Raw genomic sequence first — 13,480 nt, 5'->3', positions numbered from 1 at the left:
TATCCACGGCAGATCCCCTATGAAGTGGGCGATCGCAATCCCAGCGATTGCCAACGGTTTTCGTGATCAATACGCAACAGTAAGGCTATGACCACACAATTAATAATCACACTGGCGCCGCCATAACTTAAGAGCGGCAGCGTCAGTCCTTTCGTTGGCAACAAACCGGAATTAACACCCATGTTTATTGCCGCCTGCAGCCCCAGCCAGAATGTGAGTCCGTAGGCTGTGTAGGCTGCAAAAAAACGCTCCTGAGTAAAGGCGGTATAACCAATTGTCAGCCCCCTCAAGACCAGTATACTATACAAACTCAGTACAAGCAGGACTCCGAACAGGCCCAGCTCTTCTGCCAGCACAGCAAAGAGAAAATCCGTGTGTGCTTCAGGCAGATAAAACAGTTTTTGAACACTGTCTCCCAGACCGACACCCATCCAGCCACCACGACCAAAAGCAATCAGCGACTGGGTCAATTGATAGCCGCTGTTAAACTGATCCGCCCAGGGATCAATGAACGCAGTCAGGCGCGCCACCCGATACGGTGACGAAACGGCCAGCATGGCAAGGGAACATAAAACGGCTATCAGCAAACCGATATAATACCGTAATTTCACACCGGCAAGAAACAGCATGGACATAACGGTTCCGGAAATAACCACCGTAGCACCAAAATCAGGTTCCATTAACAGTAATACCGCAACCAGACCCAGAATAATCATGGGTTTGACAAAACCCAGAATGGAGTCCCCCATGCATTCACGCTGGCGAACCAGATAACCCGCTACGTAAAAAATCATGGTCATTTTCGCAAGCTCAGACACCTGCACACCAATAGGGCCCAGAGCCAGCCAGCGTCGACTGCCGTTAACCACTCGCCCAAGCCCTGGAATCAGCACCAGGAGCAGCATCAGCAGGCAGATGAGCAGCAAGGGCATGCTGGCTTTTTCCCAGACGCTGGTATCGATGCGCACAACAACCAGAGCAAACACAAATCCAGCCGACAGATACAGGAACTGGCGCACCAGAAAATGGAAAGGCTGGTGATAGTATTTGGTGGAAATCATCACCGAGCTGGAGGCCACCATCATCAGACCAATCAGCATCAGACCCAGTACCGCACCCATCATCCATTTGTCATAGAGAGCCAGAGGCTGGTTGGTGGGCTTGCCTCGCTGCGTGTAATGTCGTGGCTGCAGAGTCGTCACAGCATGTCCACGATCTGAGCGAAGGCTTCTCCGCGATGATTAAAATCGCGGAACATGTCCTGGCTGGCACAGGCCGGAGACAACAGCACCACATCACCGGGCTGCGCCCGGGCGCGCGCCAGCCGAATGGCTTCATCGAGCGTGGTGGCACGCACAATCGGCGTTACACCAGACAAGGCCTGAGCGATTTTTTCAGCATCGGCGCCTATCAGCACGGCCGTGCGGACAAAATCCCCCACGGTTATCTGCAGTTCACTGAAATCGGCGCCTTTACCAAGCCCGCCCGCAATCAGCACAATTTTACCCGCCATGCTGCCGCCTATCCCGGAAATTGCCGAGATGGTCGCGCCGATATTGGTGCCTTTCGAATCATTAATCCAGTCAACACCATCCAGGGTGCGAACCCATTGGCAACGGTGCGGCAGGCCGGCAAAGGTGCTTAACACCTCGATCATATGCCTGACATCTATCCCGGCCGCGTCAGCCAGGGCACAGGCGGCCAGGGCGTTCTGCCAGTTGTGCCGGCCTTTCAGGCGCAGGCTGTCAACGGAAAGCAATCGGTTTTTACCCTGCGCCAGATAATTGCTGCCCTGGTAACGGATAATACCCCAGTCGCCCCCTTCTGCTTCATCGAGACCATAGTGGCATGAGCGGGCAGACGCCGCGTCACCAACCGGAATGGTATGCGCATCATCGCGGTTGTACACGCAGACCAGTGCCTGGTGATATACCCGTTGCTTGGCACTTATGTAGGCGCTCAGCGTATGATGGCGATCGAGGTGGTCTGGTGAAACATTGAGAATTGTAGCGGCAATCGGTGCCAGAGAATGCACCAGATCAAGCTGAAAACTGGATAACTCCAGAACCCACAAATCGTAATGCTGACCATCATCCAGTAGATCGAGCACAGGCAGACCAATGTTTCCGGCTACAGCCACAGACAATCCGGCTGCCCTGGCCATTTCACCGACCAGCGTGGTTACCGTAGATTTGCCGTTGGTACCGGTGATGGCAATAACCGGCACCTTGATTTCGCGCGCCAGGCATTCAATATCGCCAATGACCGAAATCCCCTCTGCCTGCGCCTTCAATATAAAAGGCGCATCAAGAGCCACACCTGGGCTGGCTATGATACAGCCAAGCCTTGGATAAAGATGCTCCGGAAATTCGCCGGCAAACACCTCGACGCCGGGAAAGTCATGGCAGAAATCATCCAGCCCCTCGATGTGGGCGCGTGTATCGTACACAACGAATGGCAGCTGGCGTCTTTGTAAATAGCCGGCAATAGAACGACCGGTTTTGCCCAGTCCTGCAACCAGATAGAGAGCTTGGCTCATAGCATCCACCTAACGTAATTTTAAAGTAGCCAGACCACAAAGGACAAAAACAACCGTCATAATCCAGAACCGCACAATCACCTTGGGTTCAGACCATCCCTTTAATTCAAAATGATGGTGCAGGGGCGCCATGCGGAACAGGCGCTTGCCGCCGGTAGCCTTGAAGTACCCAACCTGAAGAATGACCGACACGGTTTCAATGACAAACAGCCCTCCCATAATCAGTAATACCAGTTCCTGCCTGACAATGATAGCCACCATACCCAGAGAGGCTCCGAGAGCCAGCGATCCAACATCACCCATGAAAATCTGGGCCGGGTAGGTGTTGTACCAGAGAAAGCCAAGTCCGGCACCGACAATTGCCGAGCAGAAGATGGTCAGTTCCCCGGTATTAGGCACAAAGGGAATAGCCAGATAATGAGCAAACAACGCGTTACTGCTGGCATAGGCGAACACGCCCAGGGCGCCCGACACCATCACGATGGGCATGATGGCAAGCCCATCAAGTCCGTCCGTCAGATTCACGGCATTGCTGCTGCCGACGATGACAAAATAAGCCAGGACAGGAAACAGAGGCCCCAGGGTTATCAGCCAGTTTTTGAAAAAGGGAACCGTTAACTGCGTTTGCAGAGGCAGCGTCTCGCTGGTACAAAGGAAGAGAATGGCTGCGATGGCAATCACGGACTGCCAGAAAAATTTCCAGCGCCCAGGCAGACCGCGGCTGCTTTTGCGCACGACCTTACGATAATCATCGACCCAGCCGATCATACCGTAACCGAGCATTACCAGCAGCACCAGCCACAGAGCCGGCTGGCGTAAATCCCCCCATAACAGGCAGCTGGACGTCACGGCCAGCAGAATCAGCACGCCACCCATGGTAGGCGTACCCGATTTACTCAGGTGACTCTTGGGTCCGTCATCACGAACAACCTGCCCCAGTTGTAGATTTTTAAGCCACTGTATCATCAGAGGACCACAAAACAAGCCAACCAGCATGGCCGTCAGGGCCGCCAGAATGGAACGAAAAGTCAGGTATTGAAACACTCTGAACGCATGATACTGTCCCTGTATTAATTGCGTTAACCAGTAAAGCATGTTGTCTTTTCCTCTTGTTGGATACGTCGGTTTGTATTTGCCGTTAAAAAACCGGCGAGCATAACATAAACTTCGGCATTCACACAGCACCCGCCTAAACCAGTATCCTGTCTTTGCGAGCGCTCAGCTCAGTTTGAAGCCAGCATCTGAAAAAGAGGTACGTCATCCCGAACGCAGTGAGGGATCTCCCGAAGGTGGCATCGAGCCAATCCCGGAGATCCCTCACTGCGTTCGGGATGACGTACTTCTCCAGGAGCGCCAGCAAAGCAGCCGCTAACCTCCGCATCATCCGTCTCTGCCATCAATCCACCAGCTGTCGTACCACTTTCTCCATGGCCGCTGAACGCGAGCCTTTTACCAGTACACTTGTGTTTTCATCAAGCAAGGGCAACAGATCGCGGGCCAGATCGTCCTGTTGTCTGTAATGCGTTGCTCCCTCGCCAAAGGCTTTTGTGCTGTGTTCACTGTGATTGCCACAGGTCATTAATCGATCAATACCGCTGCTTTTAGCCACGCGCCCTATCTCTTCATGGTGAGACTGCGTCCACTGTCCCAGCTCGCCCATATCGCCCAGAACGAGAATACGGCGTCCCTTGCGTTTCGCCAGCACTTCCACCGCCGTTAAAACGGAGCGCAGATTGGCGTTGTAGCTGTCATCAATTATCTGTGCGTGTTTTTTTCCCTGCAGGCAGGTCATGCGGCCGGCGACACCGCGAAAGCCCTGCAGTCCCTTAACGATATCAGCAAGCGACACCCCCGCCGCGTAACAGCAGGCAGACGCCGCCAGCGCATTACGGGCAGAATGAATGCCGGGAACAGCCAGGTGAACCGCCGCTTCGCCAGAAGGCAGAACCAGAGTAAAGCGGGCACAGTCCCGCTCGTCCAGCTCCAGCGATCGGGCATAAACATCAACGGCTTTATTTAATGAAAAGCGCAGCACGCGTTTATCGCGAAGCAAGGCATCCCAGTAATGCGCGTAATCATCATCATCGTTAACAATCGCCGTTCCGTTTTCAGGCAGGCCCTGATAAATTTCGCCTTTGGCATTGGCCACGCCATCGATAGAACCAAAGCCTTCAATGTGAGCGGGCGCAATATTGTTGATCAGGGCTATTTGTGGTTGAGCGATGGCAACCGTGAAGGCAACATCCCCCATGCGACTGGCACCGAGTTCAAATACGGCGTATCGGTGGCGGCTTTCCAGCTGCAGCACGCTCAGGGGGGCGCCGATGTGGTTGTTGAGATTTCCGGGGGTAGCAAAAGACGGCTCGGGTAAAATCGCGGCGATCATTTCCTTGACGCTGGTTTTACCATTGCTCCCTGTCAGGGCAATCACCGGACAGGACAGACTTTTTCGGTGCTGTGTTGCCAGGCTGGCCAGCGCCTGCAGTGAATCAGGAACCACCAGCTGCGGTATGTCGCCCAGATTATCCTGGCGACACTCACAAAGAACAGCGGCAGCCCCGCGGCTTACCGCGGCAGAGATAAAGTCATGGCCATCAAACTGTTCACCACGCAGGGCGACAAACAGCATGCCAGGCTCTATTGTGCGGCTGTCAATGGACACGCCGCTGATTGACAGCGGCGCCGTTTGCTCTAATCCCAGTTGTACAGAAATATCTTTAAGGTTCATAGTGGCACCACATAGGTTAAAAGCTTAGTGTACTGTGTATTGCTTCAACCCACCAGCAGGCCAGTACCTTACCCGAATCGGCTTTATGCCGGCTCCATTTCCTCAGCCGAGACATGGCTGTTTAACAGACGGTAATAGCGCGCAATGGTGTCGTTGGTCAGGGGACGCTGTTTGCCATCGAGCAAATGCGTGTCCAGATCCTCACTCAACTGCTTCGCTGTTTCCAGCATGATAGTCAAGCGCTCGCTGTCAATGGTTGCGTTGCCGGACGACTCCATAAACAGGCAAAGCCCGCGCACGCTGAATCCACCAATATTCTGCAAATCAAACACACCAGACGAGGTGGCAGATGCGAGACTGAACAGCACGGGTCCCTGGCCGTTGCGATGCTGATGGCGATGAAACAGTTGCCCTTCCCCAAAACGCAGTCCAGCAGCCAGAACAGTCTGCAACAGCTCATAACCGGCCAGCTGACGGTTTTCCTTTGCCAGTAAAAACAGCATCACTGAAACGCCGGGCTCATTAGGAGCGTCTGTTTTATGAGCGGATTCGTTATCCTCAGGCTCCACAGGCATCAGCGGTGCTTTAGCCACCACCTTGACCGCCAGAGGCTCGTCCGCATCGAGATCGTCATCAGGTGCGTAATCGCGTGGCAGTTTTCTGACAGCGATAATGTCGTCAAATGCTTTATTTTCAGCCGCACCCAGAGTCGGCGCAGGAGCCGTCGCTGCAGAAAAATCCTGCCGTCTTGCCTTCATCAAACGCCCGATAGCTACAACGACGCCGATGAGCAATAACACATTGAGTATTAAACTCCAGTTTGCCTGCATGTTTTACCCCTGATGAATTCGTAAAAAAAAGATAGGAATTCAGATACTATATTATGATAAGCCAGTCATTGCCAAGGCCTGCTCCACATCAACGGCCACAATACGTGAAACCCCAGGCTCTTTCATGGTCACACCTATCAGTTGTTCTGCCATTTCCATGGCGATTTTATTATGTGTGATAAACAAAAACTGGACGGATTGTGACATTTCTTTCACCAAAGTGCAAAAGCGTCCGACGTTCACATCGTCCAGAGGGGCATCGACCTCGTCCAGCATGCAAAACGGAGATGGATTCAGCTGAAAAATAGCGAAAACCAGGGCCACAGCGGTCATGGCTTTTTCTCCACCCGACAGCAGATGAATGGTGCTGTTGCGCTTACCTGGCGGCTGAGCCATCACCACCACGCCGGCATCAAGCATGTTGTCGCCGGTTAATTCGAGTCGCGCATTACCACCACCAAACAGACGGGGAAACAAGGCCTGAAAGGCCGCGTTAACCTCATCAAAAGTCTGCTGCAGACGCTGGGTGGTTTCTCTGTCCATTTTTTCAATGGCTGACTCCAGTGTCTGCAGGGCTTCCATCAGATCCTCGTATTGCTCATCAAGGAAACGCTTGCGCTGCCCTTCGGTTTCATATTCTTCGATCGCGGCCAGATTAATCGCCCCCAGACGACGGATTTTTTCCTGCAGATCTGACAGCTGTTCTTCACGTATCGTCGCCGTGATTTCTGATGGAAGAGCCGCCAGCACAGTGTCCGGTTCCACATTCATTTCATGCAGCGAAGCCAGCAGATTTTCTCCATTCACCAGCAGGGACTGTCTTTGCAGCTGCTGTTCCTGTATGCGGTCCTGGATCAGTCTGACCCGCTTCTCTTCCTCGCGTATTTTTGCCTCCTGTCGCTCAAGATCAAGGCTCAGCTCCCCCAGTTTATCCCGGCAAAGTGCCAGCTGTTGTTCCAGTTCCTGATGTTGCTCCAGTCTGTCCTGCAGATTATCGGCCAGGGTGCTGTCAGGCGTGTCCAGTGCCAGTAGCTGTTCAGCGATGTCCTCCATTCGCTCACTCATGTGCTCCAGCCGCAATTGGTCGCGAACCAGGCTCTTGCTCAACTGGTTAATCACCAGCTGCTCACGTTCACGTGCCAGCTCACACTGATGCCGGGCCTGCTGCGCCTCATCGAGTTGCCGGCGTGCGGTGATCAGCTCATCGTCCCAGTGAGCTTTTTCAACCCAGATCTGGTTTTTTTTCTCTTCATACTGCTGACGCAAGGCCGTGGCCGTCTGAAGAGCAGATTCTACCTCGAGCTGCTGGATGTGCATTTCTTCGAGGCGAATCAGCAGGTCGTCACGTTCTTCTGTCAGGCGTGCCCGGGCATTGATATGCTGCTGCGCGATGCGCTCCTGTTCACGAATCTCCGCTTCGCAGACTCGCGTCTTTTCCCGGCACAGGCTCAGCCGCTGCTGCGCCTGTGCCGTCTTATCGCGATGCTGTTCGAGCTCTTCTCTGAGGCTGTCACGCTGCTGTTTCAGCAGCACCAGCCCGGCCTCCACCTCTGACAGCGTCTGGCCTAGAACAATCAAATCCTGTTGACGAGCCAGGAGGCTGCGTCCGTCCTGATTCGCCATCCCCGGCATTCGCAGCCAGCCCGGCCCCATCCAGCAGCCATCTTCCGTGATGACGGATTCATCATCCTCGAGCTGAGGCAGCCAGTCGCGAGCCTCCTGCAGGCTGCCAGCGGTGTATATCTTGTCCAGGGACAGCGTGCCATGAGGTAAGACACCCTGGATTTTGTCAGACAGACGCGGATATTTCGCTCCTCCAGCCCTTAGAGATTTGCTGGTGATGATATTGCGGGCCGCGCCCTTCATGGCCTCCAGCTCCGGCCACAGATTATCCATGGAATCGCTTACACCGGCACGAAGACTGCTGCCCAGCACCCATTCGCAGGCCGTCTGCCAGGACGGCTCCACCGTCATTAATTCGATCAGTCTGGGATACTGTGACCAGGTGTCATCTGTTGCGGCGCTGCTTTCGCCCTCGCTCATGGCAGCCTGAAGAGACGCGTTGAGGCTGGCGTGCTCAACGCTCAGCTGCCTGACATAGTCTTGCTGGCGGTTCCAATCGTTTTCGATTTCTGCCAGACGGGTGCGCAGATCCTCTCCATGCTCATTCAGGTACTGACTGTCCTGCTCCTCCTGCGCCACCTCCTCCTGCAACAGTGCCAGAGCGGCGTATTGCGCATCTGGCCCGGACTGCTCCAGTGCAGCCTCTACCTGACGGGCTTCATCCTCAATTTTTTCCAGGCGCAGCATGCAGTCCTGACGCGCCTGGCGCAGATGGTTGAGGCTAACCTGAGCAACCTGTTCATCACGGGATGCATCAGCAAGCCGGCTTTGCGTCTCTTCAACCTGCTCCTGCCAGACGTTTTTTTGCTGCGAAACATCTTGAAACACCTGTCGTTTTTGCTGCAGCTCTTCTTCCAGAAGCGTGAGGTTTGTCTGGATCTGCGCAAGACGCGACTCGGAGGCCTGTTGCGTTTGCAGATCCTGCTGGTACTGGCTGTCCTGCGTCTGCCAATCGGATTGTATCTGTTGCTGCTCGTTAAGCAGACGAAGTTTTTCGCGCTGCTGTTGCTGCCGGTTTTCTTCCAGAAGCGCAATCTCGGTGGCTAATTGATAAAACTGTTCCTGCACATTCTGAAGGTGCGTATTTTCTTCCTGGTGCTGTTCGCGCAAGTGAACATTCTGGCGCTGTGCGTGGGTTACTTCGGCCTGAAACTGTTCGTATTCAACCTGGCTTAAGTGCAGAGCCTGTTCAAGCAGGCTTTGCTCCTCATGATTCGTCTGCCATTTTAATACGAGAATGTCAGCCTTGCAGCGACGCTCTTCGCTTTTAAGCATCTGATAACGCTCGGCAGTTTTTGCCTGGCGCTCCAGCTTTTGCAACTGGTTATTCAGTTCCTCGCGGATGTCTGCGACCCGTGCGAGATTATCGCGCGTATGAGTAATCCGGTTCAGTGTTTCCCTGCGTCGTTCCTTGTATTTGGATACGCCGGCAGCCTCTTCAAGAAAAACGCGCAGCTCTTCCGGCCGGGCCTCAATGAGGCGCGAAATGGTGCCCTGTCCGATGATGGAATAGCCGCGCGCGCCGGCGCCAGTACCCAGAAAAATATCGGTAATATCGCGCCGGCGGCAACGCACGCCATTCAAAAGGTAAGAGGAATCCCCATCACGGGTCACCACACGTTTGACGGAAATTTCCTGAAAACTGGCGTATTGTCCGCTCAGTCGTCCCATGCTGTTATCAAAGATCAGCTCAACGGACGCCTGACCAACGGCCTTGCGGGTGGAAGAGCCGTTGAAGATAACATCGGCCATCGATTCGCCGCGCAGATTTTTGGCGGAGCTCTCTCCCATCACCCAGCGGACGGCATCGATAACATTGGATTTTCCGCAGCCATTCGGCCCTACAACCGACACCAGCTGCCCCGGAAACGGGATAGTAGTGGGATCAACAAAAGATTTGAATCCGGCCAGTTTTAGCTGTTTGAGCTGCATGGAAAACGCTGTTTAAAAAAAGAGGGCTTCAGTATACCCCACAACCGCGGGGAGAAGAACAGGCTCAGGTGCTGCTCCCTGATTAGCCTCATATCAGTTTTAATCGGACAGCCCCTTTGAATCTCACCCTGATTACTTGCCTGTATCAGCGTTTAGCTGCTAAGTTTAAAACTACTATGACAGCACAACACGACCACAATTAAGGACCCACCATGCACCACGATAAGGAATATGGGGATTTGATGCAGTCTGTTGCAGAAAAAAGTCTGCAATTTATCAATAACTTTAAACGATCGCCAGGCCAGATCCCGGAGCAGCTCAGGCAGTTTACCGACCTGCTCAGCGATTCTCAGGCTCTGCTTACCGGGCTGCTCAAAAATCCAGAGCAGGTCTGGAACATGCAGATGGCGTATTGGCAGGATTCGATGAGCCTGCTGCAGGATCACTTCAGCAACTGGCTGCAGGGAAAGGCTCTACCCATCGAAGACAAGCGCTTCAGCAGTGACGAATGGGTCAATAATCCCTTTTTCAATCTTTTAAGCCAGCAATACCTGTTAGCCAATGAGCATCTGACCTCTCTGCTTGAGCACGTCGATTTTGGTGACAAAAGTCTCTCAAAGCGCGTTCGCTTTTTTGCGCGTCAGTACCTTGATGCCCTGTCACCCGCCAATTTTTTACAGACAAACCCTCAACTGCTCGCCGAAACCCTGCAGAGCCATGGTAAAAATCTGCTGCGCGGCCTGCAGAATCTGTTGACGGATATAGATTCCGGTTCCTCGCGACTGATCATTAAAATGACCGACATGGACGCCTTCAAGCCGGGTGAAAATATCGCCATTACCCCCGGCAATGTCATATATCGCAATGACATGATGGAGCTGATTCAGTTTCTGCCCGCCACAGAGAAAGTTCACGCGGTTCCCCTGCTGATTGTTCCGCCATGGATCAACAAATATTATATTCTTGATTTGAGTCAGGATAATTCATTCATCCGCTGGATAGTGGCACAGGGTTATACCGTATTTGTAATTTCCTGGGTTAATCCTGGTAAACATCATGCGCACAAAGGCCTGGCTGATTATATGATCGAAGGCCCGCAGACGGCCGTCAGAGTTATTCAGCAACAACTGGATGTTCCTCAGGTTAATGCATTGGGCTTTTGTATTGGCGGTACCCTGCTCACCTGCCTTCTGGCCTGGAATAAGGCAAATAATGACACGTCGATTCGCAGCGCAACACTACTGGCTACGCTCATAGATTTCAGCGATCCCGGTGATATTTCTGTATTTATCGATGAAGCTCAGATAAGTCAGCTGGAAGCTAAAATGAGCGTCAGTGGTTTTCTGGACGGCAACTCCATGGCCAGTACCTTCAACTCACTGCGTGCCAACGATCTGGTCTGGTCGTTTTTCATTAAAAATTATCTGCAGGGCAAAAACCCGGTGCCATTCGATATTCTCTACTGGAATGCAGACTCGACCAACCTGCCGGCCAAAATGCATTCTCAGTATCTACGCTGGATGTACCTGCATAATGATCTGGTCAAGCCCGGAAAAATAAAATTAAACAAAACCGCTCTGGATGTCAGCCAGATTGATATCCCGTCTTTTTTCGTATCCACCAAAAAAGATCACATCGCGCCCTGGCAGACCACCTATCTGGGTTTTGAGCTCTTCAAAGGAAAAAAACAGTTTCTGCTGGGCGGCTCCGGGCATATCGCGGGCATTGTCAATCCGCCAGAGGGGAACAAATACAACTACTACACCAACAGCAAAACCACGGAAACAGCGGAAGACTGGCTGGCGCACGCCACCGAACACAAAGGCTCCTGGTGGAAGGAATGGGAAAGCTGGCTGAAAAAGCAATCAAAAAAACTGATTGACGCGCCAAAAATGGAAAACCTGCCTCTGAAACCGCTGATGAGCGCACCCGGTTCCTATGTTCTGCAATCGCGGCCGAAAGATGCCGATAAAACATGAGGCAGGCAGCTGAGTTTTTTTTATTCTTTGATAATCTGTATCTGCTTGTTCCGTTGATGTTGCTGGGCATGGTCGCGATAAACCGCTCACTGTTTTATGAAGCGACCTATCTGACCTTGTTCAGTATTCTGATAAACGTGGCCTTAAAAGTCACCTTCAAGGTTCCTCTTACCTTGATTGTGGGCCATCCCGGCTATGGCCTGCCCAGCGGTCACATGCAGCTGGCCATGGTTTTTTATGGATTTCTCGCCTGTCATGCCCTGGGCGGAACCGGGGCGGCCAGATACGGCTTCAGCCTGATAATCCTCATGCTGTTAACAGGCATTGGCTGGGCGCTGACCTATAAGGGTTATCACAGTGTTGATGATGTACTGGCTGCGGTCGCGACCGGTCTTATCCTGCTCGCCATCCATCGCCCTCTGCGCCGCTATATTCCTTTGATGGCCACTTGCGCATTCATTTACAGCAGCATCCGCTACACCCATTTGCCGCGCCATGCCTTGATAGCCTTTATCCTGCTGTGGTGCTTTGTGCTGTATGAACGCTTTAAAACACAAAACCTACGCGTAGCGATACGTGCACCATCTGGCCATGGCGATCGAACCGCTCACAGCAAAGAGGATGGGAATTAAAAAGTTCAGATTAATCCGGGTCAGCTCGAAAATCAGAACAATGGCCGTAATGGGCATTTTTTGCGCCGCGGCGAGAAAGGCTACCGCCCCGACCAGCGCGAAGGCATCCAGTGGAATATGCGGCCACATCCCTCGCCACAGGCCACCCAGAACAACAGCCAGCAAGGCTCCGTTAGCCAGGGACGGCGTTAATAATCCTCCCTGAGCTCCAGCGCGCAGGCTGGACCAGCAAATCAGGCTTCTCAAAACCAGAAGGATAAAGCTCAGCCCTATCCCATCTGCATCGTCAAATTCAATTTGGGCCGGACTTTTACCATTCCCCAGCAAAGCCGGAAAATAAATGGCCAGGCAGCCAATGATACTGAAATTCAGAAAACAGACGATTGGCATATGCCAGTCATGCCGGGCGTGAGTGCGGGCCTTGTTGGCAACCCGGATAAACCAAAAAGCCGCATAACCGAATATCGGCCCAAAGAGCATCGCCCACACAACGAGGGAAAAATCAATGTTCAGGTCAGGTATCTGATACAAGGGTTCATTACCAAGCCCAATCCAGGACACCACAACAGCAATTGCGGAGGTAGCCAGTGCCGGAAACACGGCCGACCAGCTAAAGGAACAGAGCAACACCTCAAGAGTGAATAAAGCGCCCCCCAGTGGCACATTATAAACTGCGGCCAGCCCGGCTCCAGCACCACAGGCCAGCATAATCCGCCCTTCTTCCTGATTAAGCCGTAAAACGGATGAAATCCAGCGGGCGCACACCGCCCCAATCTCTCTGGGAGCGACTTCACGACCCAGGGGCGATCCCAGCGCAATCGTCACAATCTGCAGCAGCGCATGGATAATCGTTGAACCATAGGGCATACGCTTACCCGTCTTGATCGACTCGGCAATGCTGACCAGCGCCTGTCCGTAGCGATACAGAGCCCACCAGCCCAGGCCGGCAATCAATCCGCAGAGCATCAGAATCAAAACCCGCCTTTGAGACGAAGACGCCCGTACCCCTTCGAGGAAACTCTCATCGCTGATGACTTGCCCCAGACTGTATCCGTAGGCGATGTGTTGAATGGCGTGCAGGAGCATGGCCAGCAGCATCCCGAATAAACCAGATGCCACCCCCACCAGAATGGTGGCTGCAACAAGATAATAAAAAGCTGAGTCTGTCTGACTGTCTGAGCTGGGAACCGGATCCATGGTTTATTGTCCAATAGCAG

Annotated in this window: 9 protein-coding genes; 2 read left to right on the top strand and 7 right to left on the bottom strand. The window is 53.1% G+C overall.

Going from position 1 to position 13,480, the window contains the following annotated elements:
* Nucleotides 1–17: 17 nt before the first annotated feature.
* The 6 genes from ftsW to smc form a co-directional block, all read right to left on the bottom strand.
* Nucleotides 18–1,202 carry a putative lipid II flippase FtsW gene (gene ftsW / locus ACQUTA_RS11145; protein ID WP_444988328.1) on the bottom strand — a complete coding sequence of 395 codons (1,185 nt, stop codon included), beginning with the start codon at nucleotides 1,200–1,202 and terminating at the stop codon, nucleotides 18–20.
* The gene (gene murD / locus ACQUTA_RS11140; protein ID WP_444988327.1) at nucleotides 1,199–2,539 is read right to left on the bottom strand and encodes a UDP-N-acetylmuramoyl-L-alanine--D-glutamate ligase; all 1,341 of its coding nucleotides are present in this window, start codon (nucleotides 2,537–2,539) and stop codon (nucleotides 1,199–1,201) included. Before murD ends, ftsW begins: the two co-directional genes overlap by 4 nt.
* Before the next feature lie 9 nt (nucleotides 2,540–2,548).
* Entirely contained in the window at nucleotides 2,549–3,634 is a 1,086-nt protein-coding gene (mraY, locus tag ACQUTA_RS11135; protein WP_444988326.1) for a phospho-N-acetylmuramoyl-pentapeptide-transferase, read from the bottom strand.
* A 301-nt stretch (nucleotides 3,635–3,935) separates the two neighbouring features.
* Nucleotides 3,936–5,267, bottom strand: a complete 1,332-nt coding sequence (locus ACQUTA_RS11130) for a UDP-N-acetylmuramoyl-tripeptide--D-alanyl-D-alanine ligase (RefSeq protein WP_444988325.1) — start codon at nucleotides 5,265–5,267, stop codon at nucleotides 3,936–3,938.
* 83 nt (nucleotides 5,268–5,350) lie between these two features.
* A complete protein-coding gene (locus ACQUTA_RS11125) occupies nucleotides 5,351–6,097 on the bottom strand; it encodes a cell division protein ZipA (RefSeq protein ID WP_444988324.1) in 747 nt (248 codons plus the stop codon).
* A 51-nt stretch (nucleotides 6,098–6,148) separates the two neighbouring features.
* The gene (gene smc / locus ACQUTA_RS11120; protein ID WP_444988323.1) at nucleotides 6,149–9,652 is read right to left on the bottom strand and encodes a chromosome segregation protein SMC; all 3,504 of its coding nucleotides are present in this window, start codon (nucleotides 9,650–9,652) and stop codon (nucleotides 6,149–6,151) included.
* Between the two features lie 212 nt (nucleotides 9,653–9,864).
* Here smc and ACQUTA_RS11115 point away from each other — a divergent pair, with 212 nt between their 5' ends.
* Nucleotides 9,865–11,631 (top strand): PHA/PHB synthase family protein, encoded by a 1,767-nt coding sequence (locus tag ACQUTA_RS11115; RefSeq protein ID WP_444988322.1) that lies wholly within the window; start codon nucleotides 9,865–9,867, stop codon nucleotides 11,629–11,631.
* Nucleotides 11,628–12,263, top strand: a complete 636-nt coding sequence (locus ACQUTA_RS11110) for a phosphatase PAP2 family protein (RefSeq protein ID WP_444988321.1) — start codon at nucleotides 11,628–11,630, stop codon at nucleotides 12,261–12,263. Before ACQUTA_RS11115 ends, ACQUTA_RS11110 begins: the two co-directional genes overlap by 4 nt.
* Here the strand turns inward: ACQUTA_RS11110 and ACQUTA_RS11105 are convergent.
* The gene (locus ACQUTA_RS11105; protein ID WP_444988320.1) at nucleotides 12,192–13,460 is read right to left on the bottom strand and encodes a chloride channel protein; all 1,269 of its coding nucleotides are present in this window, start codon (nucleotides 13,458–13,460) and stop codon (nucleotides 12,192–12,194) included. The genes ACQUTA_RS11110 and ACQUTA_RS11105 overlap by 72 nt on opposite strands.
* Nucleotides 13,461–13,480: the final 20 nt, after the last annotated feature.

It is taken from the genome of Legionella navarrensis (genome assembly GCF_052527415.1).
Note: the sequence above shows the minus strand (reverse complement) of the source record. Positions and strands in the feature narration are given on the sequence as shown.